Source organism: Pseudomonas sp. TS_SC_3, assembly GCF_056156225.1.
Map to the genome: position 1 here is coordinate 1496990 of NZ_CM149586.1, position 26671 is coordinate 1523660.

Sequence of the window (26671 nt, forward strand, 5' to 3'; positions counted from 1 at the left end):
CGGCATCGCCGGTCATCAGTTGTTGCCAAAATCAACGTGGGTCGCATGCAGAGCATCTGCATGCACATTGCTTTAGCCATAAACCACACGTAAGCAAAAAGGAGAGCCCGTCCGGGCTCTCTACTTAACTAGGCTTATCAGATATCCAGTGCTGGCAGCGCATTGATGATTTTCATTGTTTCTAGGCTCACGGTGACTACGCGCTGGAACAACTCCAATGGGTACTTGGGGTTGCCCATGGTTTCGTTGGCCCAGTCGTTGGCGTCGTTGACGATGCCGCTGGCTTTGTCGGTGCGTACGGCTTGGCGCTCCATCACCCAATCGAGTGCGGCCTTTCCGTTGACCACGTAGTCCCAGGCAGCCTCGGGGATGCCCTTGAGGGTGATGCGGTGGTTGTAGATGACGGTGGTCTTGTCGCCTTTCTTGGCGAACTTCATCTTCTCTACGCGGTAGTCGGCATCGGCCAACGTGCCCTTGGCCTCGATGGTCAGCGGATAAGGCTCGACGGTTTCGTAGTTTAGGTGAAGGTCGGCCAGGGCGCGGCCTGCTTTGCTGAAAGCCCAGAAGTCAGCAGCCTTCTTAACTGCGGGAATGCGTGGCAGCTCCTTGCTCAGGTTGTCGGCAAAGCGTTCGCGGTAGTCCGGCGAATGGAGGATGCCGTAGACGTAGTAGAACAGGTCTTCTTTGTTGATCACCTCGCCTGGGTAAGCCGACTGGAAGTGGGCCAGTCCAGTGTCTGTGACGGCATCGCGGCGGCGCAAACCGCCTTCAACCGGCTCGGCAAAGAGATCATTATCTGAGGTCTGAGCAGCTTCGTCGTAAAGGTAGAGGGGAAAGCATTGCGAGCCATCAATATCGACCATGTGCAAGCAAGGCACTGTATTCGTGATAAGGCTGCTGAATCCGACTTTATCCCCTTTGCCTGAAACACAAATCACAAGATTTTTGGCCGAAGCATCCGGAAAAAGGCGCGGCATCTGATAAATCATGTCGTTAAGTTGACGGTTGAAATAGAGCCATTGCTTGGTATATGGGCGGTACAGACTTGGCTTAAGACACTCTTTTTCAAAAGCAAAGGCTCGCTCTTTAACCAGCTCTTGTTTGAGGCTTCGGTTCCAGCTGATCTGAATTGGATCGGTGTTAATAAAACCATCAAGCTTTGATTCGCGCGCTTTCTTTTCTAACCCTTGGTGAGCGGCGTTGAAACGTGCCAGCTCGCCGTTGTAGAAGCCAATCATGCGCGTCATATTGAGCGCTAACTTGTCTCTCGATGCGTTGTAACACCAAGCATCACGGCTTGTTGCGACACCTCTTGAGAAATTCGCAAACAGCGAATTAACAGAGCTTCCGTCTTTATCACCCATGACAATGAAATCGCTGAAGCTGTTATCTCGCTGGTTAAGCCAATCACCGTGCTCGTCTGGGGTGATTTGTTGCCACTGCTCGATACCGGCGACGCTAGCATAGCTGATGATCTTCTCTAACTTATCTTCGCGGCTAAGGTAGTCGCCAATATCGTGGAAATAGATTTGGCCATTGGCCTCCGCCTCGGGGTTCTTAACCAGAAGAGATATGGCAATCGGGGCACGGCTGCCCATACCAAAAACGTTGTCCTTTTCTTTTCGGCGCGTTTCGCCAGATGTACGCGCGTTACCGCGCAGGTGGAAGAAATAAAGGGTGGAGAACTCATCGACTAGGCACTTGCGCAGGCCGTCGGCATTGTTCGCTTCGACAAAACCCGCATTGGTGACAAAGCCAATCACCCCTGCATCACCAACCCGATCACTAGCCCAACGAATTGAGCGGATGTAGCTGTCATAGAGCGCGTTCTTGTTGTTAGCATCTGAACGAGCGGCATAGGTTGTCCGAATACGCTCATCCAGGCCAGGGTAAGGGATGTTGGCGTTGTTGGCATTGGCATCTCCTTGCCCGACCGAATACGGCGGATTACCCACAATCACCCGAATATCCAAATCCTTCTGCCGCTTGCGCCGGGCACTGTTGTCCTCCAGCAAAGCGCTTACCAAATCGTCCTTCTCATACATCTGGAAGGTGTCAGTCAGGCAGATGCCTTCAAACGGCGTGTAGTCGTCGATCACTTCACCGTGATAGGCCGCTTCGATGTTGATCGCAGCGATGTAGTAGGCCAGCAGTACCAGCTCGTTGGCGTGAATCTCGTGCTTGTACTTGTGCGGCAGCTCTTCCGGCTTGATCAGGCCCGACTGGATCAGGCGGGTGATGAACGTACCTGTGCCTGTGAATGGGTCGATGATATGGACGCCCTTACTGCCCAGGGTCTGGCCGAACTCCTGTTTTAGCAGGTGGTTGACGCTGTGGAGGATGAAGTCCACGACCTCGACCGGGGTGTAAACGATGCCCAAGCGCTCAGTCATCTTGGGAAAGGCGTTGCGGAAGAACTTGTCGTACAGCTCGACGATGATCTTCTGCTTGCCCTGGGCATTATTGATGCCGGCAGCGCGTTGACGCACGCTGGCGTAGAACTTATCCAGGGTGTCCGCTTCCTTGGCCAGGTGGTGTTCGTGAAGCGCGTCCAGCACGCCTTGCATGGCCTTGGACATGGGGTTGTGGCTGGCGAAGCTGTATTCATCGAACAGGGCATCGAACACCGGCTTGGTTACCAGGTGTTGGGCGAGCATTTCGACAATCTCGCCATCGCTGATGCTGTCATTCAGATCGTCGCGCAGCTCGGCGGCGAAGGCATTGAAGGCGGCCTTTTCCTGTGTATTGGCCGGGTTCTCCAGGATGCCCTGGATACGGTCGATGTGGGTGCGGGCGATCTTGGCGATGTCGTTGGCCCAGTCTTCCCAGTGGTGGCGGTTGCCACACTTATCGACGATCTTGGCGTAGATGGCTTTTTCGATTTCGCCCACTTCGTAGGTCAGCTCGGCCTGCTGGGTTAGCTGGCCTTCGGCATCGTGGTTTTTGCTACCGATACCGAACTTGCCTTTGCCGGCCTGGCCGTTGCTCGTGCTGCTGGCTTTCTTGGCCTTCTTGTCGGCCTTGTCAGTGATGGCGATAACTTCCATCTTGCGCGGGTCTGAACCAATCAGGTCGAGCTTGTTGACCATGGCGTCAAAGCTGTCGTCATGCGAGCGCAGCGCCTGGAGCACTTGCCAGACCACTTTGTAGGTCTGGTTGTCGTTGAGGGCTTCGTGCGGCTCCATGCCGGCTGGAATGACCACGGGCAGCACGACATAGCCGCGCTTCTTACCCGGTGCGTTGCGCATCACACGGCCTACGGATTGCACCACGTCCACTTGAGAGTTACGCGGGGTGAGGAAGAGCACGGCGTCCAGCGCCGGTACGTCCACACCTTCAGACAAGCAGCGCACGTTGCTGAGAATGCGACAGGTATTGGCCGGGGCTTCTTCCTTCAGCCAGTTGAGCTTGGCTTCTTTCTGGCTTGCATTCATGCCGCCATCGACGTGTGCGGCTTCGCAGATGATGCGTGAGGCCTCGTCGATGTTTTCTGACTCCTGGTAAGCCTCCACCACCGACTGGAACATGCTAGCGATGTTGACGGAGCTGACCTTGTGCTTGGTGCCCTTGTAGTTGGGCGAGATCACCTGACAGAAGGCGACAGCGCGCTTCATGGGCTGGTCATCACCCACCAGGTTTTCGGCGAGACCTTGTTTGGCCAGTGCCTTCCAGCAGCCGACGATTTTTGCGGCGTCGTCCACCTTCAGCTGGTTGTCTTCGTCCTTCAGCAGTTCCTGGAGACGGCGGCTAATGACGCTCTCTTCAACAGTGAGTACCAGCACCTTGTAGTCGGTGAGCAGGCCACGCTGAACGGCCTCGGAGAAGTTGATGACGAACAGCTCTTTGCCGTACAGCGCCTCGTCATCCATCGAGCACAGGGTGACTTCACCGGACTCGGCCTTGATCTTGGCGTTGTCGCCATAAATGCGCGGTGTAGCGGTCATGTATAGGCGTTTGGTGGCACGGATGTAGTCGGCGTCATGGATGCGAACAAAGGTGCTTTCGTCATCGTCATCGAAGGTCGCGCCGGTTGTGCGGTGCGCTTCGTCGCAGATCACCAGGTCGAACGCTGCCAAGTCATAGTCATGCTGGGCGCGACTGATCACGTCGATGGAGTGATAGGTGGAGAACACCACACTCATGTGCTCAGCATCGTGACGCTTGAGCATTTCCGCTGCGAGGCGATCCGCCTTGGTGGTGGCTGGGTAGCGCAGTTCGTGGGTGAAGACCTGCACGGTGTCTTCATCGGCCTTGCGCTTCTTGCCTACGTCGCTGTCAGAGCAAACGGCGAAGCTGTGAAGCGGGGTGTCGCTTTCTTGCGTCCATTCGGTGAGAGTCTGCGAAAGCAGAGACAGGCTGGGCACCAGGAACAGCACGCGCTTGCCCTTGCCAGCCAGGCGCTCGGCAATCTTCAAGCTGGTGAAGGTCTTGCCCGTGCCACAGGCCATGATCAGCTTGCCGCGCTCGGCATCTTTGAGGCCGGCAGCGGTGGCATTCAGTGCAGTTTGCTGGTGATCGCGCAGTTGCTTACGCGCTTTGAGGGCAACGGCTTGGTTGGGCTGGTACTTGGCCCAGTCAATCTGGCTGTCTTCCAGGGCTTGCAGGTCGATCTTGCTGACAGGGGGCTGCTGGCCCTGTAGGGCATCCTCGGCGTGCTCACTCCAGTTGTTGGTCGTGGTGACAATGATGCGATGCGAAAACGGTGCCTTGCCCGAGGCGGTGAAGAAGCTGTCGATGTCCTTTTTCTGGACGCGGTAATCCTCGGCGTACAGCTTGCACTGGATGGCGTGGTACTCGCCCGTGCCCTGAGTGCGCGCCACCAGGTCGATACCAGTGTCGCGACCGTCCAACCCTTGTTCTTTGGCCCAGTCGCCGTACATCCATACTTTGTCGTAGAGGTCGCGATAGGTGGCTTCGTTGCGAAGGTAGGCGCAGATCAGCTCTTCAAAATAGGTGCCTTTTTCGCGTTCGGAAGCGGAGGCGGCGCGGTAGGTGTTGAGCAGGACAAAAAGGGCGGACATCTGTATGAATTCCTTTTGAATACGCCGGTTGCGCTATGAACGCAAAATCAGCGCAGTCTATCAATTGAAGCCCCAGCGAGCAGCCAAAAGAAACCTCAGAACTAAACCTGCGTTGTCAGCCTCTTACACGGGAAAAACAGTTGTGCGTGTCCCATAGGTGGTTAACAACCCAAGATATATAAGACGTGAAGCCGAGTGCCTAGGTTAGATCAGCAGCCGATGGATTTAATTTTCATTGGGATTGACTTTTTAAAAGCCTTGCCGTGCAGGGGTTTCAAGGTAGTCAATAGCTACATTTACTTTACCAGTAAAATAAATTACTTTACGTTTTATATTTTGATTGTCAGTATAAGACTCCGTTAACAACGGAGAAATTTATGAGTTATCTTTTTATTCTGGGCGCTGGCGATCCTGAAATGGCCGCTATTGAGAAAATCTGTAAAGAAGGTGGATTTAAAGTTATACATGCGCTTGCACAAAAACGGCGTGTTCATCCAGGGAATGCCTATCAAGCTGACCACATCGATTTTTCAAATCACAATGGTCTTATTCCAGTATGGGTCGAATGTCGATCCAAAAATTATCGAGACGGACAAATTGTAATTGATCATCATCGCGAAGGTGATCCAGGATTCGGTTTGCCGCCTGAAAAATATTGGGAGGGTAGTAGTATTGGACAGCTTTGCCTGCTTATTGGGCATGAACGGTCTGATGAACTGAGCATAATAGCCGCAGCAGATCACTGCTTGAGTCACGCATACAAATCAAAATGCCCTGGCGTTAAACCGGAAATGCTTAGAAAGTGGAGAGCTAAATCTCGTGCAGCATTTCAGCGCATTCCAGTAGAACAGTTGGAAGCAGACGTGATATTGGCGGTAGCGGAATTGGAAAATCAACCCAGAATTTTTATTGGCGAACATGAATTCGTAGATGCTAGAGGTATCAAGCTGAAAGAGTTTGCAGAGGCGGCTGCAATCATCGGAGATTCAATAATTTATGAAATTTTTGACCCGAAGTCGCGCCGCAAAAAAGTTGGTGTGCTCGGTGGAGACGCTGAGAAAATTAACGTCTGGATGGACTGGGCTAAGAGCTTTCTTGTTGATTGTTACGGAGACCCGCAAAGAGGATATGCAGGAGGATACTGCGCCTAGCCATTCCAAGAAGCCCCTCATTGGGGCTTCTTCACTTCTTTACTTTAGATCGCTGAATCATACGCCCCGCTTTTAACCACTCATACACAGATAATTAAACTCACATAAATATATAACCATATTGCAAATGTATGACTGCGGGGTGTTGTTTAACTAGGCGCGCATGTTATATTTAATATAAATATATATGGGGCTATTTATATGTGGGCTTTTAAGGCGAAGGCAAGTGCTTATCAATCAGTAGAGCACTTTATTAGCGAGAACAATGGTGAAAAATTTATAGTTGGTTTTTATGAGACGAATGATAAGGGAGGAGGGGCGTTTGTTGATCGTAAGCGAATTACTGGAAGAATCTATCATCCAAGTAATACGAGATCACCTGTCTGGATTTTCTGCGCAAGAGATGACAATGGACGTGCTACGGCTCGTATCGAAATCACAAGAGCTGAAGTAAGAGCTGAAATTGAAACTATGAAAGAATTGCTACGTGCCCAAGGGATGCTTGTAGAGCTGGAGGTTGTTTGCAATTCCAGAGACGAAATCAACAGCGTTGCTGCTTAACCAAGCCTCATCTGCCGGGGCAGAAGAGGGCCAGAGGAGGTTAAGGGAGCAAATAAATAGCCTCCTTAAGCAAAGCTGGTAGTCAGCTAATTATCAGTCTGCGACTTTTTTTACTGAAATCAGATGCGATTTTCTCGCAAATCTCAGCCGATCGCTCGTTGAGAGCAAGGCGATCATCGTCACTCAAGCTTCGCAAGTGATTGAATTTAAGCGCTGCATTTGCCTGCTTTTTAGCAATCAATTCAGCGAAGTCTGGATTCGAATCCTCATCCTGAATTTTCATTTTGAGCCACATGATTCATAAGTATTAGCGTATCAGTTAAAGAGTGGAATTGCCGACAATCTGCTCGGGAGACAAAAAACTCACGAAGCATCATATGGCCCACCAACTGGAATCCGTCGCCACCCGGTCAAACAGCTTTCACATCGGCCAACAAACCTGTCGGCAGGCCTACATCTTCCGCTGAGCCGCACGGGACGAGTAGCCACCACTGGCAACTCGATTGCGGCTCAGCTACAGGCTGATGGTCGAGTGGGATCGGTTGATCAGGCCGGCAATCTTACGCAGGCTGAAGTCTTGGGCATGACCGATTTGAATGATGGCGCACTCTTCAACGCTGAGTTCGGGATAAGACATAGGTGCAGCACCGTACCGAAATGGTCAGATGTTGCACCCGGTTTTTGCCACCGCTAACTCTAATCAGCGCCGGCGTTGAAAAAATTGGAGCAATCAGCTTGTAGGTGAATATCTGGCAACAATCCATAAAGTTCATAAAGACCAGAATTCTGGGTCAAAACAAACGAAGCAGCTTCCTCAATAAGACTGAGATCAGGAACATCATATACTTGTGATATCTCGTAGCTTGTAGTTATTTGAAGACAATTTAGGCCGTTCACCCTGTAGCAGTGAGCAAAGTAAATCTGCGGGAACGAGTTGCTGTCAGGCTTTCCGCATTCTCTACAGTCTTCTGTTTCGACAAGGCCAGCAATGCCGCCTCTCTTATCAACGAAAGAAAAGCAGAAAGAGAAGTTGGGAAAAGGATCTTCTACTGATTCGATATAGAAGCGAGGATAAAGAACAACTGATTCAAGTCGAATTGAGTTGAAGAATTTGCCTTTAGGCATGGATGGATTCGGCCGATACTCTCTGATTTCACTGTCACACACTATTGTTGATGCAAGCGCCTTCCGCATATCTGAGATGGTCCCGGAATCTGGCTGAATATCATTGATCTTGCTGAGTAATGGTGCAGTGTCAAAAGCGCTCATATACAACCCCACTTAGAATAAAGAGGTCGTAATATAGATAGCAAAAACGGGAAGTCAATCTAGTGACAGAACTCAAATACAGTTGTCACGCAGTAACAAAATAAAGTGTCATGATGACAAAATTACAAGTTCTGCTTCGACAAGTTCTGTTGCAGTGAAACCAGTATGAACATCACGAGAAGCCAAGCTGGCCGCTTGCTCGATCTTCTTCTTGTAACCTGACCCGTACGCGAAGTACAGCAGATCGCTGATCCTGGTCGCGTACAAGCGTTCTTGAAGTCTTACTACATTGTTCATGCTGTCACTACTGCGTTGCGAAGGGCAGGAAACGCAATGGCCTCGGCATAGCCATTGAAGCGCGTACTCAGCCTGTCCTGGCGTCCTTGTGGTCACGAACAAGGTGAGTCGTCTCTAATCTGGAATCCAGCAAACAACAGCCATAGCTGAAAATCCAGGGGGAGCTTGATCGTGGTGGTGATGCTGTAATTGTAGATGTTGACGACGATTGAATAGTGGATTTCGTAGCGCGAGAAGCTGCACTCGTTGACGAGAAATGAGTTCTTCTCTTTGAATTTATTGGCCAAATTGGTGAGTATTAATCTGGCTCTAACTCTTACTGTTTTTTCCATTGACATAAATTATTATTTATTATCTGTATTTGTATATTTAGTATATGCGAAATTAAGTAATCAATTACGCTGAATCAACTAAGATATTGATTATTTCCCTAAATAATTTATCGAAACTTTAGTTCTTTCTGCAAGGCATTCTGAAAAATATATTAGTAAATACTGCTGACGTTTTCATAGATTTTGGGTGAAACAAATTTTGCTTTTCACACTAGTTTTCGTAGTCACCGTTACCAGAAGAGCGCTCTTGAATTTCCATAAACTGGTCGCGATCATAAAGGTTGAAAGTGAACTGAGAAACATCGATTTTGGCGTCACACAAGCTGATTGTAGACTTGATTAGCTCGTCGATTTGCGTCTCAAGAGCATTAGCAGAGAACGAGGATAGGAGCGCAATAGAGAGAAGGGGAGTGGTATGGTTTTATCCTTATTATTATTTTATTAGATTTTGAGGCCTTGGCCCGACCTCTGAGGCTTGAATCTTGTGAATCAGCTGCGGATACCGACCTGCTCCAAAAACTCCCGGTGCTCAGCGCAATCGCCAACAAATTCTAGAATTGTATGCTGGTCGTAACCACGGGACACAAAGCCAAAAACGACAGGATTTGGTTTTGCATCTGATTTGTAGCGGCGAGATTCGATGCTCTGTGTCAGATGAATTTCATACCAGTGCGCGCCTTCAACAAAATCGTCAGGTCCAGTTTCTTTGTCAGTGTAAAGAAGCTCAATTCTGAAGCTTTCTTTGTGCTGCCCACGATTTCTTAACAGCTCGTATGTGCAATATGCGTAGGTTTTATCGTCGTTCAGATCAGTATAAATCTTGAAATTTTTAATCATTAGATAACATCAATTTATATTGGTAATACTTGCATTATATCGAAGTTTTTTACCAAAAACAATTGACATTCCCCCATGGTTTGGAGTTGGGTTTGGGGGCAGGTAGGGCAGGGTATTTATATGCGGAGATATATTTTTTGCAGGCTGCCGATGCGGGAGAGTAGGGCGCGGAAAGATTGCGGAGCGTGTCTAAGTTCGATTGTTTGCTGGGCGAAGAAAATCCGGCTGGGCCGGAGTGACTTTAGTGACGGTAGTGTTGCTGAATGAAATTCCTAGCACAGCGTTTAGCAACATCAATATCTTCAGCATGAGCAGTAATCATCGGAGTGAGCTTATGGCTGATGAATGATTGATCGCCTGGATCTGTGTGGATGACAAGACCGCTGTATGAGTTTTCAACGTAGACTTCGATTCTATGAATTTTAACAACTTCTTCAATATTGCCTTCTCTGACAACAACACCATAAGTCGTGCCAAAATTATCGATGTGAGCTATGAAGTCGCCTGTCTCTCTGTTTGTACAGTGTATGTGACTCATTTTTGTTCTTCCTTTAGTTTTTTGTTTATTGGTATAGGTATAGTTATTTTTGACTCAAATGCCCAGTGTCTTGCGCATTGCATAAATGTGGTTCATGACATCCTCGTACACGTACTTATTGAATATCAGATTGTAAGAGTTAGCGCCGTTAGATGTGTAGAGCCGTTCAGCATGTAAACGTTTCCCCCTAAATTTCGAGTCAACAGCTACTCTCATTAATGCTTGATAATATGAAGACTTGATTCCTATAGCGCGTGTTCTGTGTTCTAGGTGGTCTTTGCCTTTCATATAAATTGGCACGTGATTTTTAGCGATTGTGCCGATTATATTGATTAGATAATCTCTGCCATGGAATTTGTGCAAAGCTTTAAGGTTGTCTTCGAGGTCACTTACATCGAAAGTAATTTTAGTATTTGTATTACCCATATCCTTTTCCTGCATTTATATTCGAAAGCTTATTTGCTTTCATGCTTAAAGTATAACGTACTTATTTAACTTTTTAACATGGAAGGTCAAAATGATTGCAAGTATTTTAATTATAAAATATTAATGCATGGCTATGTGGTGGGAATATATGTGGAACTTATTTTTTGGCAACAATGGATTTGTTTTTGCCAAATAGGATGTGAGGGGGGAGGGGGCGGCGGGGAATTTGGCGCAAATAGATAGTTATTTTGAGTGAGTCAGAGTGCACATGAAGCCTCTCCTTTTACAAAGCGATAGTCGTAGTTACGGAATTGGGTTTCTTGAACTTCTTTAGCTTGGACTTGGGTTTTGGTTTAGAAGCATGAGCATCACGAAAAGCCTCCGACGGCATACTAGCGTGCGAAATTGCAGTGATTTGACCAGCAATTTGCACAACCACTGACCAGTCAATTACATTCCAGCTGACCAAGCGTTTGCATTCGACTTGACCAGCGCTTGCCGTAGTGACGACCGGCAGAAACCGGCCGATTCTGTTGAAAAAGTCCCGTCGCGATTTTTCCCCATGAAAGATCCTTAGCGACGTTGAAATCTGGTTCGCTCAGAAGACGGAGCTGTATTGGTTTTTACGCAGCAACGCCGAAATCGAGCAATTTTCGAGCTGCCGAAAAGCAGCGCTCTCAAAAACCGACTTTTTCAACTGAATCGGCCAAAAGCAGCTTGTCGCAACCAGCCTGAACCAGCCAGTTCTCTTGCAGTTCTGAGTTGACTGCTCAGGCTGGACTCTGAAGCTGAGCACTACTCAAATCAGGGGAGAAATCGGGTGAGCCGAGTGGCGGGGGCGCATGGTCGTCCTCCACTGGGGAGTAAAATCCCTTGCTGATCTTCGTCATATAGCCTTTCGAATAGAACGTGCCCATGGCGCTGGCGAAAAATTTCCTCCACTCAGTTGAAGATATGGATTTGAGTTCATTGAAGCGATCATAGAGTTCATCCGCGAGGGCATTGGCCTCCATGACTGCTTCGGCTTTGGCAGTGGCGATTCTTACCTGTACGAAAATATACGCGATCAAATAGAATTTGCGCCCCTCTGGTAGTTGAACCCTGAGTACATTCGAGCGCATCTTGGTTCGCTCTGCACGAAACAGCGAGGCGGCTGCGGCAATATTGATGGGCAGATCGGGTTGCAGTTCACGAATGCGATTTTTCGCCAATCTATCGGACACTACTGCATCCATAAGCCGGATTTCATCTATGATCGACTGGTCCGGATAGGGCGTTCTAATTTTCTTGGTGTCACATAGCGCACAACTGCGCTTGCTATCGAAAGAGTGGGGTGTGAGGTCGGTGCACTCTTTGCACGCATAGAAAGCTAGCGTCTTTGAAGAATACGAATATAGGGAGTCTGTAGAGTCTAGCGATGACGAATTGATCTTAGCTAGGTTCAAATACCTTTTTGAATCTTTCACCCAATGAAAAATTGGCTGAGGCAGCTTGTGCGCCAGATAAGCGATCCACATTTCTGTTAGTGACTGTTTGTCGTCGGTTTCTATGAGCCAGGCTTTCCAGGATTCGGCCCACGAAATGTTAAGGGTGACGAAATTCAGTGACATTCTGTCAGTGGTGCGCGCGATTCTGTTATGAATACGCAGTTTTTCCTGTTCATCCTCCAGGATTTTAAGGTTCTCAGGAACGCATTTCAGCCGGGTTCTAAAGACCTCATCGCTGGACCAGTTGTCGTTGAGAGCGTCGTAAATTGCTATGCATTTTGAAGTTGCCCGAGAGTAGGCGCTAAACAACTCAGCGGTATCAAGCAGCTCCGAGCCAAGGATCAAGACAATAGGCGCTTCCAAGCCACGAAATTTCGTGATCGGTTCCCAACGTGGTTTCTCTCTTTGCAAATACTCAATGTACTGTCCTGAAAGGAACCTAGGGATCAAAATTACAATATCCTCAGGTCGCACCCCGCTATCAATCAGTTTTTGCCTGATCTGAGATATTTTCAGGCATGGTTCTGCGGTAATTATCTCGACGGCAGTGTCGTGCTCCAATATCCGTGGGGTCGAATGCTGGAGTTTGGGTGGCACCGCCTCTTCGAGTATGCTCGTTACTGCCTTTGGCATCCGCATGATGATGGTGAGTGGAAACGGATCTACACCAAGCAGCTCGCTGAGGCCTTTCAACGGGATGTTGTCATGCTCGTACGGGAAGACCTGCGTCTCGTCGCAGAAAAAAGCCTTGGGCTTGTCCTGGAACCATTTAGTGAGGGTTTCGCACCAGGATGGGAGGAGGGCCTGAGACTCGTCGACAAGCAGGGCGCTGTAATCGGCCATACGCCTTTGCTCAATAGCGTCGTTCAGATCGAGCACGCATTGCTGCCTATACCATTCGTCCTCTTTGCCTGGTTCACTGGTGCGGCCCAAAGCGTTGCGCGCCTGGCCACATAGACCATGCCAGGTCACTACATCGCAGCCTTTTGAATCAACAAGCTGGGTGCGGACATACTCCGTGAGCTTGTTGTTGAACGAAACCACCAGCACCTTTTGTTTCTGGGAGGCCAATCGCCGCGCGGTTTCGATCACGATTAGCGTTTTACCGGTTCCGGGCCAGCCGGTCACGAGCGACGTTTGGCTCTTCAGCACCCTGGTGACAACTGTGCTCTGCTCCCCTGTTAGCTGGAGCCACTGCTTGTTGTCGAAGATGATGCGGCTGGACCAGCCCCGCCTGCCGTCGATTTCTGGCGTGAGATATTCAATGACGCGAGCGGCACGAGATTCTCCTAAATCCGCGTTACCCAAAGCGGCTTTCCAGTAGTCCATCAAGTCGATGACCCGCTGCGTAACGTTCGGCATCTCGCGATAGTCGATGTAGAGCGGTTGTTGGGGACCTGATGTCGTGTCGTACATGCCAGGCGCGATTGCCTTTCCTGCGAAATCGGAGTCCGGGAAAATAAATCCGTAGCCGATCAGGAGGTGCAATGTCGGATCCGCCCCCAACCATCTTGCGATCCCATGCACGTTGTTGCGAGTTTGACCGATGGGGTCTATGGAGTAATGATTCTTGAGATGCACAAACTCGTTGTTTTTGACGCCGTATTTGCCGCTCTTCACTTCTAGGACGAGCAGCCCTTTCTCCGGATGGATGATCAAGAAGTCAATCTCCCCGGTTGGTTTTGCCCGAGGGTCGACTTTCCTCACAGCGGAGGAAAGCCACGGAAGGCTATGGATGACAACGTAGTCGTCCGTTAACTCCGCTTTGAGGATGCTGTAAATATCTCGCTCACCTTTGCTCTCGGTGCCACGGGGTCCATTGTCCGGGATCATCCTTGCCATCGATACAGCACCTTCTACAGATTAAGCTGAAAACCGCAGATGTACCTGAATGGGCGAAAACGGGATAGATTTATTTACCGCTCCTCTGACCGCTTCTGGCCGCTTTGAGCCTGTCGCATCAGGCAGGAGTCGGCCAAAAGCGGACGGAATGGGGGCGCGCCAAACTGGCTCTTGACGCACCTCTTCAGGGTTAGAGCGGGCAGTAGCTTGACAACCGATCAGTCTCTTTCTCGGCTAAAGCGATAGAACAAGTTCGGCTCGCTGACCACGTACAAATACCCTTCATCGTCGATGGTTACGCCTTCGGCTTGGGGTATGCCTTTCAGCAAACCAGCAAAACCCCTCGCCAAGGAGCGGAAACTCACCACCTTGCCCTCATCGGTCATTTCAATCAGCAGTTTCGACTCGTCGCTGAGCAGAACCAGATGGCCGCTCTGTTGATCGAAGACGACCGAAGACAAGTCAGTCGCAAACACCTTGTCTTTTACCTGGCTGGACATGTCGCGGACGTGCAGGGAAAAGCCCCCGGTCAGGCTGGCACGAAGGCCGCTCACTTCCAGTAATTGGCGAGGGTCACGCTCCTTGGTCACAAACAGGCGGTCGCCTTTCAGGTCGTAGGCGAGCCCTTCAAGGCCTTTGTTGTCTTCCTTGCCAAGCGCCAGGGTCAGCGCTGGATACTGGTCTCGGCTCAATGGTCGACCAGGAGAAAGTTTACCGTCTTCGGCGATGGGGACATCCACGACAACCAAGCTCTGCCGGCGCTCTTCGGCGATTACCAGCTGGCCGTTGCCGGCATAGGACACAGCTTCCACATCGTGGAAACCGTCCAGGTTGTAACGCCTTTCCACATCACCGTCACGACCAAGGGCCAATAGTTCGTTTGGGCCGTTGGTGACCGCCCACAGCAGATTTAGGTCAGGGTCGAAGGTCAGGCCCGAAAGATTGTTGTCCACACCGGGAACCGCCTTAGCATCCAGCTCAACCCAATAGCCAGGCAGCCACACAGAGTGCTCCTGCCAATCGTCAGTGTGCCAGCTGGTCTTAATCCAGAAGTACAAGCGATCATCAAGGTGATGGGTGCGGACTTGAAATACGGTGAGCAACACAAAGCACAGCAGTGCCCACATCCAAACGCTTGTTTTCCGTGTTCGGCCCAGCCAGTTTTTAGCCATCAAATACATTAGAAGCCTCGTTAATTGGGGCTGACGCCAAGAGCCGTGATGGGTTTCAACCCGACTCAGTGCGACTCGCACAGGTGATGCACAGCAGCGAGGCCGGATCAAACTCCAGGCGGCCCGAAGCAATCAACTCGCCGCATTGGTTACACCAGCCATATTCACCCTCGTGCCAACGCTTGAGGGCCAGCTGGAGGCGGACGCGTTCATGCTGCGCCCGACTGCGGATGGCATCGTTCATTGCTTGCTGCTGAAGCGCATCCATCCTCGACAGACGCCCTACCTTGCTTTGATCCAGCTCTACCGATTGCGAGCGAGACTCAGCGTCTTCCAGCAATCGATCCAGCTCGGCAGCGCGCTGTTCCAGCAAGGTCTTGAAATGTGCAAGATCAAGGGCGTCGTCCATGGCCATTAGCGCAGCAGTAACAGCGGACTGGTGGTGGTGCGGAGCATGTTGGTCGTGGTGCTACCGACCAGGAACTGCCGGATACGTGAATGGCCATAGGCCCCCATCACCAGCAGATCAATGCCATGCTCTTTCTGATAGGCGTGCAGGGTAGGCTCTATCTCGCCGTTCCGGGTCTCGGCACGAACAGTGAATCCGGCATTGATCAGCACTTTCTGCGCCCAGTCCAGCTGCGCGGACGCTTCATCGCTCACGGGCCCAACCATGACCAGATGGATCGGCAGCCCCTTAAGCAGCGGGCTGGCTGCCAGCATCTCCACACCCTTGCGGGTAGTAGCGCCGCCATCGAATGCAAGCATCGCGCTCTTGGGCTTTTGGAAGCTGGCCGGGGTAACCAGGATTGGCCGGTGCATGATACGAATCACGCTCTCCAGCTGGCTTCCGACATGCTGACTCAGTCCACCGCTAGACTCGCCCTGGCGACCGATGACCAGCAGGCGCGTTTCGCTTTGCAGCTCTTGCAAGCTTTCCAGCAGATCGCCATGACGTTGCTTGGACTCAGGCGCGGTCACACCATCCGCCATGGCCCGCTCTTTCGCGGCCACTAACATGATCCGCCCTTGTTCAAGGGCCAACTTGCCGCGCTGTTCATCCAGGGAAGCAAGCTCATCGAGCAGATGCTCGCGGCTGCCAAGGCCGATATTGCCACTCAGATCGGCCATAACCGGGTACTGGCGCTGATCCAGCACATGCAAGAAGGTCAGCGGGGCTTCAAGGCTCAGGCTTGCCCAGGCTGCATAGTCACAAACGGCTGGTGCCGAGGCGGAACCGTCGATACAAGCAATTACTTGGGTCATTGTTGTTCTCCTTCTCAGTGGCCCATGAGTTGATCAATGGCGTCGGGTTTATCGTGTACACCGAAGCGATCCACGATAGTGGCGCTCGCTTCGTTGAGGCCCAGCACTTCAACTTCGGTGCCTTCGCGGCGGAACTTGATAACCACCTTGTCCAAAGCGGCAACGGCGGTGATATCCCAGAAGTGGGCGCGATTCAGGTCGATGGTTACCTTGTTCAGGGCTTCTTTGAAGTCGAAGGCCGCGACGAACTTGTCAGCCGAGCTGAAGAACACCTGGCCGGTGACGTTATAGCTACGATGCTCGCCGGCTTCGTCCAGCGAAGAACTGATCGCCATGTAATGGCCAACCTTGTTGGCGAAGAACATCGCGGCCAGCAGCACGCCGGCCAACACGCCGAAGGCAAGGTTGTGGGTGGCCACCACGACCACAACGGTGACGACCATGACAATGTTGGTCGACAGCGGGTGCTTCTTCAGGTTACGCAGCGAATCCCAACTGAAAGTGCCGATGGACACCATGATCATCACTGCCACCAGCGCAGCCATCGGGATCTGCTTTAGCCAATCGCCAAGGAATACCACCATCAGCAGCAGGAATACGCCTGCGGCAAGGGACGACAAGCGAGAACGACCGCCAGATTTCACGTTGATGATCGACTGACCAATCATCGCGCAGCCGGCCATACCGCCGATCAGACCCGAAGCAATGTTGGCCACGCCCTGGCCCTTGCACTCGCGGTTCTTGTCACTGGGGGTGTCGGTCAGGTCGTCGACAATGGTCGCGGTCATCATCGACTCCAGCAAGCCGACCACGGCAAGCGCTGCCGAGTAAGGGAAGATGATGGCCAACGTCTCGAACGTCAGCGGCACGTCAGGCCAGAGAAAGATTGGCAGCGTATCCGGCAGTTGACCCATATCACCGACAGTGCGGATATCCAGCCCAACCGACATGGCAACGGCGGTCAGCACGATGATGCACACCAGCGGCGATGGGATGAGCTTGCCGATCTTGGGGATATAGGGGAACAGATAGATGATGCCGAGGCCTGCGGCTGTCATGGCGTAGACGTGCCAGGTGACATTGGTCAGCTCGGGCAGCTGAGCCATAAAGATCAGAATTGCTAGGGCATTGACGAAGCCGGTCACCACCGAGCGCGAGACGAAGCGCATCAGTGAGCCGAGCTTCAGGTAGCCAGCAGCGATCTGTAGCACGCCACATAGCAACGTGGCGGCCAGCAGATATTCAAGACCGTGGTTTTTGACCAGGGTGACCATCAGCAGTGCCATGGCCCCGGTTGCTGCCGAGATCATTCCGGGGCGGCCACCGACAAAGGCGATCACCACAGCGATACAGAAGGATGCGTACAGGCCAACCTTGGGGTCGACGCCAGCAATGATCGAGAAGGCGATGGCTTCAGGGATTAGGGCCAGTGCGACCACAAGACCGGCGAGGATGTCGCCACGGATGTTGGATAACCAGGTTTGCTTTAACGAGTGGAGCATCAGAATTCCCAAGGCAATGGATCGCGCAGCACAGCATGGCGCAGGCCAAGTGCAGCTGGTCGATACGAGGTCAAATTGTCGGATGTCGGGGAGCTGTGGCAGGCGATGAAACCGAGTGCACAGCAGAGTGCGACCGCTGGCTTAGCAAGCAATCACAGATGATGCGGGGGGGCGTAGCGCTATGGCGGCGTAGGCAGCCAGATGATGTTTTGCAAAGTAAGCATGAGGCCTAATCGAGTGTCTTTAGAAGCTAAAACGATGACGATCTTACAGGATTAGAGCTGTTTTTGCGAGTCCCGCATGGCCGGGCGTCCTGCTTGGATCTCTGTCTGAGTCCCTCGTGCACTATCTCAATTACTTGCGCTGCTCGGTGAAACTCACGGGTGTCCGCTTTTGGCCGACTCCTGCCTGATGCGACAGGCTCAAAGCGACCAAAAGTCAGTCGAAAGTGCCTAGGGAATCAGGGGCGATTCACATCGAAGTGACGCCTTGGCCTGGGCGAGCTGTGACAACTTCACAGACGGCAAAGTCAGGCTTCCAGCGCTGTAGTAAGCAAGCCATTTGCGCTTCGTTGATTCGGCTGTCTGAAGCTTCGATGTCGTTCAGCTCGATCAGCTTGCAATCGTCTATTAGTGGCAGGGCTCCGCTCAGTCCAGGGTCTATACCAAGTATTCTCATACATTTAATCCTCTTGAATTAATTATAACGTAATGTAAGATGGCAGCAACGGTTTGCTTTGTTGACATTTCGGGAGAAAAGAGAGGAGTGGAGGGCGGAAATTCGGGGCCGAAATTTTGAGCGTAATTCTAGCTGTAGCCTTAGTGCTGCAAGGCTTTGAGCTGTCGTTTTTTGCATTAGTGTTCTATATAAGAAGATTTGTGAATGACGACAGCTACCTGCTGCGCAGAAAGTGGCCAGGGGAGGGCTCGGTTGTCTATGCGGGAGGAGGAGGAGAAGGAGAGAATGGTGCAAGAAATGGTGCGGGGTGCGGGAATCGAACCCGCATGGCCTAAACCGTCGGATTTTAAGTCCGATGCGTCTACCAATTCCGCCAACCCCGCAGAATCGCAGCGGATCATACTGATTTTTCAGCGATTTGTCATATCTTAGATCACCCCAACCAACACAACCCTCCGCTGGCCAGTTTCTGCGCAGCAGGTAGAAGCAGAAATATTTTTTGGAAAATTTATTTATTTGATAATAAAGTATGTTATTAGACTTGCATCTAACGTAAAAGGTGGTTATACTGTAATCAGCCAAAAATAAATTGAGTAATAATAAATGAATGTATTAATCTTTTCTTCGCAGCCGATTGTGCTGCCGCAAAATTACACAGCTGTATACGTTAAGAACATTTCTGATCTTGAATCTGCTACCAACATGTTTAAGTATGCGCATGAGCGTTTCGTAATTATGAATACTTGCGCTGAAGCTGTTCTTTTCGCTTATAAAAAGTCCTATGTTGTAGTTAACGCTCGATGTGAGTCTATGTACTCAGTGCTTGATGCTGATAATACCGACGCCATATCAGATGTCTTCTACACAGTTAAGCAAATGAAAATTAGGGCCTTGATTGAGTCAATTTCAAGCGTTAAAGAGGCTACCAAGAATAGCCACCACATCTGCAAGATGATCGATAGTAACGTTGATTTTATTAGCCTAGATACATTGCGAGATATTATAAAAGATTCAGCAAGGTCTCAGCAAATATATGAATATGTAATCTCGGCGTACAAATCCCATGCTGACACTTTCGAATCAAAAGTGCGGTCAATGCTTTTCCCTGCTGCACCACGTCAGATCGACAATAAGACATTTGTGCCTTCGGGATTCGTTGTAAACACATCTGAAATGGGAACTTCGAAATCAGAATCTAATATCAAGCTCTTCGATTCTGCGCTCAAGGATGGCCGCAAGCCCATGGTCTTTGTTCCAAATATTTCGCTTGCCAGCCCATTTTCAATGCGCGATGAGCACTATAAAAACATATGTAACGAAGATGGCAGGGCGATTGTAAAGCAGGGCGCTATCACTACAATTAACTCTGCAAGAATCAAAGCTCACACCGATCTTATTGAGAACGGCAGCGTCAAAATATTTGATGAGGCTATAAAGCTTTTCGAGCATATAAACGGCGATGCTTTTTTTGACGGTAAAATCTCAGACAAGAAAGCTGGTTTTAAATTTTTTTTTGATCAAATGAGATCATCTCCGGATGTGGCTATTTCAGATGCGCACTTTGGTCAGGCTTATATTGACATTATTCAGTCGGTTACTGGTCGAGAAATTCAGGCAGTCGAGATGCCTAGAGGCGCATATCAAAATACAAATGTGCATGCAGGGAACCTCAAGGCGGAAGATCTTATGCACCGCGCCAAAAGACTATTGAAAGCTGGTGAATCATTTGCCTTTTACTCAGACAGAAAGCAGCAAGATGCTATTTCTATATATAAAGAGCTTGCTGGTTCTGCGGAAGCTGAAGGTCTTAAAACAATACTTATCAACGCAGCAGAAATGTCTGACGAAACTGGTGAAGCATTTAAAGCAACTGTGAATCCTGACGCTGAGCTGTCTGATAAATCCATGATCTTTTTTACACCAGCCATTGGTCCAGGCTTCAGCGCACGCTTGCCTAAAGTCAAAACTATTCTGATGGATTGTTGCGGAACCGTGTCGCCTATTTCCTTGATTCAGACAGCTTTACGCTTCAGGTGTGTAGAAGATATCTATATTTCATTCTCTCTTAGAAAGCCCGCTTGCGACTATCCAGAAACTCGATCAGACGTGTGTTACAGAACAATCCAAGAGTCTAGCCTGCTTTCAGAAGACGAAGTTTGGCATGGCTTACATACTCAGATCACTTACATGAATGAAAAGCATAACAAGCTCCTGGAAGATAAAAATTTGTGCGCAGCATTTGATTTTAAAGCGCTCGAAAACTGGTCACGTAATCGCTACAAGCAATTTACTCTTACAGCAATGAAGCTTCTTGGCTTTACCATGATTAATGCCTTTACAGATGCTGATAACGTGTCGTGCGAAAAACCTAACAAGATTGCTCGCATTAGAGCTGAGAAAGAAGAGGTGAAGCAGGTATTTCTTTCTGAAGAAGTTTTAGATTCTAAGTTGGCAGAATCAATGCTCTCAGATAAGTCTGCTCTTCTGTCGCTTCATAATTCACGCCTTCTAGAAAAGTTCAAAGCAGCAAAAATGATGGGTATTAAGTCTAATTTTACTGAAGAAGATTATGAGTTTGTTGAGAAAAACGGTCTTTCTGTGATTGCTAATATCTCTTTAGTTTCGGAATTTAAGACTGTTAACTTCACTCGCGACCTTTTGAATAAGGCTTTGTTGATAAGGGATGTTGTTGATTTTGTAAAATCTCAGGAAAGAATTAAGGACGGCTTTCAGAATAAATCTATGGAGGATTTCATTAAAAAATTAAAAGGTGAAAAAGCGGTTTACAACGGCAAACAGATAAGTAAATTAACACTGATCAAAAACTATTTCATGCTGCATATTGATCTTAAAGATGCGAGAAAAGCTACAAATACGATCATTGGTATCGCCGGATATCGTCTCGTGTCAAACAAAAACATAAAGGTTAAGGATGGCGAACAGCGCGTTAACGGTAATACACTAGATACATCACTCAATGATGCTGCTAAATTTTACATAAGCAATGCCTAATCAAGGAGCACATGTGAATAAAGAAATGCTCACCAGCCTCGGCCTCCCAGCCGAGGCCCAAGAGGCCCTGGATCTAGTCACAAGCTTCTTCAGCGACAATGATTTGGCAACAAAAACATGGCTTGAAACCCCAGTCCTTGCTCTTGGCAATATGCGCCCAATAGATATTCTGAAAACAGAGGAGGGCCGTCACCAAGTGATCAGGCTTATCTGGAACCTGGAAAACGGAGTAGTTGTGTGATTTGCAGACAAAGAAAAAGGGTTCTCATCGAGAGCCCTTTTTATGGTCGCCAAACCAATTGAGTTGCTTGAGTTGCAGGAAAATGAACTAAACCTACACTTACTATTATGACAAGCAAAACCATACTTGTCAATTTAATAACCAGTTTTTATGAATTATTTTCCCTTTTCCCATGCATTGACAGTGCAAGCTTAAGAATTTCTGGATCAAACTTGCTTAGTAGATCCATCGCATTCTCTAGCTGATTAGTTTCAGTCTGCTCAATTCCAAAAACCGTTTTGCTGATACCGCACTCACGCATGATGAAGTCAGTTACTTTCTGTGTGTTTTTTAATAAGTAGTCAAAATCATTCTTCAGGCCAGTATAACCATCAGTAACGTTTTGCTTCGTAGAATGATTAACCAGATGCTTCATCTCAACATCGCCAACTCCGGAACGCTTACCGAGGTTAATAAAAAAGTTTCTCATGGCGTTAAGTGGGTATCTCTTAATTCCAGCAATGTCGCAAATTTCTGACATATATGGCCGCACAGATGAATCAGATATCGGTGCCTCCCTGACCTTGCTTTCAAACAAAAACCGCTGACTGGGATCGTATTGGTCAGCAATGATTGATCTCAATACATCAGAGAAAGCAACAGTATATCTTCCAGGTGTTTTCAGTGTTTCGGCTGCATAGTCTTCGTCATACTCAAACCCTATCGCTTCTGCTGACGAAGAAAGAATCAGCTTGCTTATTGGCGTATTTCTTAGCTCACCGCTCCTCATTCCGACAAAAAGATTTGCGAGAATAAGGTTTGTGCAAGTCCTGGATTGGTTAGTTTTTCGCCCCTGGAATGGTCGTTCGTCACGAAACTTCACGGCTGCTTCCAGGAATTTTCCTGCAATTTCAGTGTTAATCTCGAATGTACGGCGCTGAACAGTCTCTTTGACTTTGCTTCGCCTTAAGACATCGGTTGGGTCTTTAAATGAAGCGTCTTCTTTATTCTCTCGTACAAATTTGTAAAGAGAGGATGTGTATACCCGCAAGTGCCTAGCAGCTGTTTTATTGCGCTTGGGCTTTCCGGCATCATCTAGAATTGGAATTGTATTTCCATTTTCATCAAGTATCGGCGCTCCTGCCTTGCGCTTTATGTGAGTCATATCACGCAGTGCGTTGTATCTTATTTGGAACATTTGCTCAGTGATCTGGCGCATATCGAGATCGAGCCAGTCTTCCACATAACGCCTAAGAATTTCTTCGTAATGCGCTTTTGTAGAGTCTTTGAGGCCATCAATGTTTGATGCTGTGCGCTTTCCAATAGTCGTAAATCGTAGATCTAGAGCATTAAGCAGAGTGATCTTGCCGCCTGCTTTGGCAAACTCGATCTCAGCATCCTTCTCGGCCAGCGCAGCCTTGGCAGCCTCCCGTAACTCATCAAGGTCATACGATGCAGGGTCATGGGGCAGATTGCGCTTGATCAGCTTGCCCGAGGCGTTGCGATCATTGACGTAGAATGTCTTCTTTTTCGCACCGATCCTGAGTCGCAGGGGAGAGCCATCATCCCGAAGCTGGATCTCGCAACCAGCTTTGGCAAAGGGCATCTTGTCGATTTCCTTCTTCTTGAATACGACAACTGGAACTGCCTGCTTCTCTGCCATAATGCTCACCCGAATTAACTTGGTAACAAAGTCTAGTATGTCTTTTGTGTCTAGCCAAACTCTTAGTAACTTTTTGGTAACACCGGGGTGCATTCAGGACGCAACAAAACTAGATAATAAATTGACAGTGTTTAAGTGGTTGACTGATTATCCTTTTAAATGCTGGCTTTCTGGCGGTTTTGCAGTTATACATAGTTATCTACATAACATATTAAACATACATGTAATAGGCGCAGGAGACTTAAAATCCCTCGTTCGTAAGGACGTGCCGGTTCGACCCCGGCTTCGGGCACCATGTACATGATTTCAGATGTTCCTGTATGAATCTGAAACCACTAAACCGGCCTTCGTAGCCGGTTTTTTTGTGCCCTAAATCTGCCCAGTGGAATGACCACACCCGACGCCCGGCCTCGCACCTGTGATTTGTGGTTGCACGCGGATTCGCTGCGCTAAACAAAAAGCTATCGAACCAAGCATTCTGACGGGAGTCAGAGACTGTGACGCGCTGCAGCCGAACGCTGCGCGGTCAGTTGAGCTGGATTTTCGCTACACATCTATTTTCCCCCGCGCCGGGGCAGCGTAAGGCCAATGCAGCCTGATAGACTGCGCACGTTTTTTCACACCATTGCTCAAGGGTCCTCATGATCAAGAAATGTTTGTTCCCAGCAGCCGGTTACGGCACTCGTTTTTTGCCAGCAACCAAGGCTATGCCCAAGGAAATGCTGCCGATTGTGAACAAACCGTTGATCCAGTATGGCGTTGAAGAGGCGCTGGAAGCCGGGTTGACGGAAATCGCTATGATTACCGGCCGCGGCAAGCGCGCGCTGGAAGATCACTTCGACATCAGCTACGAGCTCGAACACCAGATTCGTGACACGGATAAAGAGAAATACCTGGTTGGCATTCGCCGCCTGATTAACGAATGCAGCTTCTCTTACACCCGTCAGGTTGAGATGAAGGGCTTAGGGCATGCGATTCTCTGTGGGCGCCCGCTGATTGGTGACGAGCCTTTTGCCGTGGTCCTGGCTGATGACCTGTGCCTGAACCTGGATGGTGATGCGGTGCTGACGCAAATGGTCAAGCTGTACAACCAATTCCGCTGCTCGATCGTGGCCATTCAGGAAGTGCCACCAGAAGAGACCCATAAATATGGTGTGATCTCCGGTGAGATGATCCGCGACGACATCTACCGGGTTAACAGCATGGTCGAGAAACCTAAGCCCGAAGATGCTCCATCAAACCTGGCTATCATCGGTCGCTATATCCTCACGCCCGACATTTTTGATTTGATCGAGCAAACCGAACCCGGCAAGGGCGGAGAAATTCAGATCACTGACGCCTTGATGAAGCAGGCGCAGAACGGCTGCGTCATGGCCTATAAATTCAAGGGTAAGCGCTTTGATTGCGGTGGTGCGGAAGGCTATATCGACGCCACTAACTTCTGCTTTGAAAACCTCTACAAAACCGGCAAGGCTTTCTGATTAAGCCCCCGGCGCGTTAACGCACACAGCCACCCGCGGGTGGCTGTGTGCATTCAGGCCATTGCTGCGTGCGCAGGGCCAGGCCCTAATGGCTGTCCGTAACTGAACTCCACGTAATTACCCGCCGGGTCGCGCACGCCACAGTAGTAGCCAACAGGGTAGGGCTCATCGCGCGGCTCCCATACAAGGCAATTGGATGCACGCGCCCGCGCTGCAATGCTGTCGACCTGTTCTCGGCTCTCCATAGCAAAGCCAAAGTGGCTGTAATCATCAGTCGCCAATTGGCGGTCCTGCCCGCCGGGCATGATCACAAAGATAAAGCGGTGCTCTTTGCCCACCTCGGCCATCCAGATAATCATCGCGCCTTTCCCAGCGCGCCGGTGAATCACCCGCATCCCACAAAATTGCTCATAAAAGGCCACGCAGGCACCCACGTCAGGGACATGTAACGCCAGGTGAGTAAGTGTTGGGCGCATCACGTTTCTCCTGTTACAGGTGTTCAAGCTTAGATGCGGGACCGGCTTGGGGTATGCTTGCAGCCTGTTTCGGAGGCTGAAATGACCTATGACTTTGACCTGTTTGTAATCGGTGCCGGTTCCGGTGGTGTACGTGCGGCGCGATTTGCCGCAAGTTACGGTGCACGTGTGGCGGTTGCAGAAAGCCGCTACCTCGGCGGTACCTGCGTTAACGTTGGCTGCGTACCGAAAAAACTGCTGGTCTATGGCGCCCATTTCGCCAGTGATTTTGAGCACGCGCAGGGCTTTGGCTGGTCGCTGAAAGAAGCCAGCTTTGATTGGGCAAGCCTGATTGCCAACAAAAATCGCGAGATTGAACGGCTCAACGGTATCTACTGCAACTTGCTGGTCAATAGTGGCGTGACGTTGCTTGAGGGGCATGCCCGAATTATTGACGACCACAGCGTCGAACTGGGAGGCAAGTGCTTCAGCGCCAAACACATCCTTATTGCCACCGGTGGCTGGCCGCAGATTCCCGAAATACCGGGGCATGAACATGCGATTGGCTCCAATGAAGTGTTCTACCTCGAGCAGTTGCCCAAGCGCGTTCTTGTAATCGGCGGCGGCTATATTGCCGTGGAGTTTGCCTCGATCTTCAACGGCCTTGGTTCGCAGACATCACTGCTCTATCGCGGCGAATTGTTCCTGCGTGGCTTCGATAAAGCCGTACGTACTCACTTGCAGGAAGAACTCACCAAGAGCGGGGTTGATCTGCAGTTCAACACTGATATTGCGCGGATCGACAAGCAAGCCGATGGCAGCCTGCAAGCCACACTCAAGGATGGTCGAGTACTTGAGGCCGACTGTATTTTCTACGCAACTGGGCGCAGGCCCATGCTGGACAACCTTGGCCTGGAAAACACCGATGTAGCCTTGGATGAACGCGGCTTTATCAAGGTGGATGAGCAGTACCAAAGCAGCACGCCGTCGATCCTGGCTATTGGTGATGTGATTGGGCGCGTACAACTGACTCCTGTGGCTCTGGCTGAAGGCATGGCGGTGGCCAGGCGCTTGTTCAAACCTGATGAGTATCGCCCGGTTGATTACCAGATGATCCCGACTGCCGTATTCAGCCTGCCCAATATCGGTACGGTTGGGCTGAGCGAAGATCAGGCGAGGGAGGAGGGCTACAGCGTCAGCGTTTTCGAAAGCCGTTTTCGGCCGATGAAACTGACCCTGACCGAAAGTCAGGAGCGCACATTAATGAAGCTTGTGGTGGATACCAAGACAGACCGCGTACTTGGCTGCCATATGGTTGGCCCTGAGGCAGGTGAAATCGTTCAGGGCCTCGCAGTTGCGCTTAAAGCGGGAGCAACCAAACAGCTATTTGATGAAACGATCGGCGTGCACCCGACAGCGGCCGAAGAGTTCGTCACTATGCGCACGCCCGTATCGTCCTGA

19 protein-coding genes, 1 tRNA gene and 1 pseudogene are annotated in these 26671 nt (G+C 50.0%); 6 read left to right on the forward strand and 15 right to left on the reverse strand.

Going from position 1 to position 26671, the window contains the following annotated elements; translation table 11 throughout:
* Positions 1-137: 137 nt before the first annotated feature.
* Complete coding sequence (locus tag AC0J6G_RS07350; protein WP_475252680.1) at positions 138-5021, reverse strand: DEAD/DEAH box helicase; 4884 nt, start codon at positions 5019-5021, stop codon at positions 138-140.
* 377 nt (positions 5022-5398) lie between these two features.
* Between AC0J6G_RS07350 and AC0J6G_RS07355 the strand changes: the two genes are divergently transcribed.
* Together AC0J6G_RS07355 and AC0J6G_RS07360 are read left to right on the forward strand one after the other, a co-directional pair.
* A complete protein-coding gene (locus AC0J6G_RS07355) occupies positions 5399-6172 on the forward strand; it encodes a hypothetical protein (RefSeq protein WP_475252682.1) in 774 nt (257 codons plus the stop codon).
* A gap of 201 nt (positions 6173-6373) precedes the next feature.
* Positions 6374-6733 (forward strand): hypothetical protein, encoded by a 360-nt coding sequence (locus AC0J6G_RS07360; protein ID WP_475252684.1) that lies wholly within the window; start codon positions 6374-6376, stop codon positions 6731-6733.
* A gap of 82 nt (positions 6734-6815) precedes the next feature.
* On the opposite strand, the gene AC0J6G_RS07365 is transcribed toward AC0J6G_RS07360, so the two are convergent.
* From AC0J6G_RS07365 to AC0J6G_RS07420, 12 genes and pseudogenes are all read right to left on the reverse strand, one after another.
* The gene (locus AC0J6G_RS07365; protein ID WP_475252686.1) at positions 6816-7016 is read right to left on the reverse strand and encodes a hypothetical protein; all 201 of its coding nucleotides are present in this window, start codon (positions 7014-7016) and stop codon (positions 6816-6818) included.
* 51 nt (positions 7017-7067) lie between these two features.
* Positions 7068-7370, reverse strand: a pseudogene (locus AC0J6G_RS07370) (helix-turn-helix domain-containing protein); the annotation flags it as partial.
* A gap of 59 nt (positions 7371-7429) precedes the next feature.
* Positions 7430-8002 carry a hypothetical protein gene (locus tag AC0J6G_RS07375; RefSeq protein WP_475252688.1) on the reverse strand — a complete coding sequence of 191 codons (573 nt, stop codon included), beginning with the start codon at positions 8000-8002 and terminating at the stop codon, positions 7430-7432.
* Between the two features lie 108 nt (positions 8003-8110).
* Entirely contained in the window at positions 8111-8299 is a 189-nt protein-coding gene (locus tag AC0J6G_RS07380; protein ID WP_475252690.1) for a hypothetical protein, read from the reverse strand.
* Positions 8300-9120: 821 nt separating this feature from the next.
* A complete protein-coding gene (locus AC0J6G_RS07385; RefSeq protein ID WP_475252692.1) occupies positions 9121-9468 on the reverse strand; it encodes a hypothetical protein in 348 nt (115 codons plus the stop codon).
* A gap of 241 nt (positions 9469-9709) precedes the next feature.
* Positions 9710-10006 carry a hypothetical protein gene (locus AC0J6G_RS07390; RefSeq protein ID WP_475252694.1) on the reverse strand — a complete coding sequence of 99 codons (297 nt, stop codon included), beginning with the start codon at positions 10004-10006 and terminating at the stop codon, positions 9710-9712.
* Positions 10007-11202: 1196 nt separating this feature from the next.
* Positions 11203-13761 carry an NERD domain-containing protein/DEAD/DEAH box helicase gene (locus AC0J6G_RS07395; protein ID WP_475252696.1) on the reverse strand — a complete coding sequence of 853 codons (2559 nt, stop codon included), beginning with the start codon at positions 13759-13761 and terminating at the stop codon, positions 11203-11205.
* A gap of 218 nt (positions 13762-13979) precedes the next feature.
* Complete coding sequence (locus AC0J6G_RS07400; RefSeq protein ID WP_475252698.1) at positions 13980-14942, reverse strand: SdiA-regulated domain-containing protein; 963 nt, start codon at positions 14940-14942, stop codon at positions 13980-13982.
* 46 nt (positions 14943-14988) lie between these two features.
* Positions 14989-15348 (reverse strand): TraR/DksA family transcriptional regulator, encoded by a 360-nt coding sequence (locus AC0J6G_RS07405; RefSeq protein ID WP_475252700.1) that lies wholly within the window; start codon positions 15346-15348, stop codon positions 14989-14991.
* Positions 15348-16199: a universal stress protein gene (locus AC0J6G_RS07410; protein WP_475252702.1), complete on the reverse strand. Its 852-nt coding sequence runs from the start codon at positions 16197-16199 to the stop codon at positions 15348-15350. Before AC0J6G_RS07410 ends, AC0J6G_RS07405 begins: the two co-directional genes overlap by 1 nt.
* Before the next feature lie 14 nt (positions 16200-16213).
* Positions 16214-17701 carry a SulP family inorganic anion transporter gene (locus AC0J6G_RS07415; protein ID WP_034023912.1) on the reverse strand — a complete coding sequence of 496 codons (1488 nt, stop codon included), beginning with the start codon at positions 17699-17701 and terminating at the stop codon, positions 16214-16216.
* 976 nt (positions 17702-18677) lie between these two features.
* Positions 18678-18762 (reverse strand) — tRNA-Leu (locus AC0J6G_RS07420).
* A gap of 220 nt (positions 18763-18982) precedes the next feature.
* On the opposite strand from AC0J6G_RS07420, the gene AC0J6G_RS07425 reads away from it, so the two are divergent.
* Positions 18983-21391: a hypothetical protein gene (locus tag AC0J6G_RS07425; protein ID WP_475252704.1), complete on the forward strand. Its 2409-nt coding sequence runs from the start codon at positions 18983-18985 to the stop codon at positions 21389-21391.
* Between the two features lie 13 nt (positions 21392-21404).
* Positions 21405-21632 carry an antitoxin Xre/MbcA/ParS toxin-binding domain-containing protein gene (locus tag AC0J6G_RS07430; protein ID WP_475252706.1) on the forward strand — a complete coding sequence of 76 codons (228 nt, stop codon included), beginning with the start codon at positions 21405-21407 and terminating at the stop codon, positions 21630-21632.
* 148 nt (positions 21633-21780) lie between these two features.
* Here AC0J6G_RS07430 and AC0J6G_RS07435 read toward each other — a convergent pair whose 3' ends face one another.
* Positions 21781-23274: a hypothetical protein gene (locus tag AC0J6G_RS07435; RefSeq protein WP_475252708.1), complete on the reverse strand. Its 1494-nt coding sequence runs from the start codon at positions 23272-23274 to the stop codon at positions 21781-21783.
* 641 nt (positions 23275-23915) lie between these two features.
* On the opposite strand from AC0J6G_RS07435, the gene galU reads away from it, so the two are divergent.
* A complete protein-coding gene (galU, locus tag AC0J6G_RS07440) occupies positions 23916-24755 on the forward strand; it encodes a UTP--glucose-1-phosphate uridylyltransferase GalU (RefSeq protein WP_475252710.1) in 840 nt (279 codons plus the stop codon).
* Between the two features lie 53 nt (positions 24756-24808).
* Here galU and AC0J6G_RS07445 read toward each other — a convergent pair whose 3' ends face one another.
* On the reverse strand, positions 24809-25231 hold the full coding sequence (locus AC0J6G_RS07445; RefSeq protein WP_475252712.1) for a VOC family protein: 423 nt from the start codon (positions 25229-25231) through the stop codon (positions 24809-24811).
* An 81-nt stretch (positions 25232-25312) separates the two neighbouring features.
* Here AC0J6G_RS07445 and gorA point away from each other — a divergent pair, with 81 nt between their 5' ends.
* On the forward strand, positions 25313-26671 hold the full coding sequence (gene gorA / locus AC0J6G_RS07450; protein ID WP_475252714.1) for a glutathione-disulfide reductase: 1359 nt from the start codon (positions 25313-25315) through the stop codon (positions 26669-26671).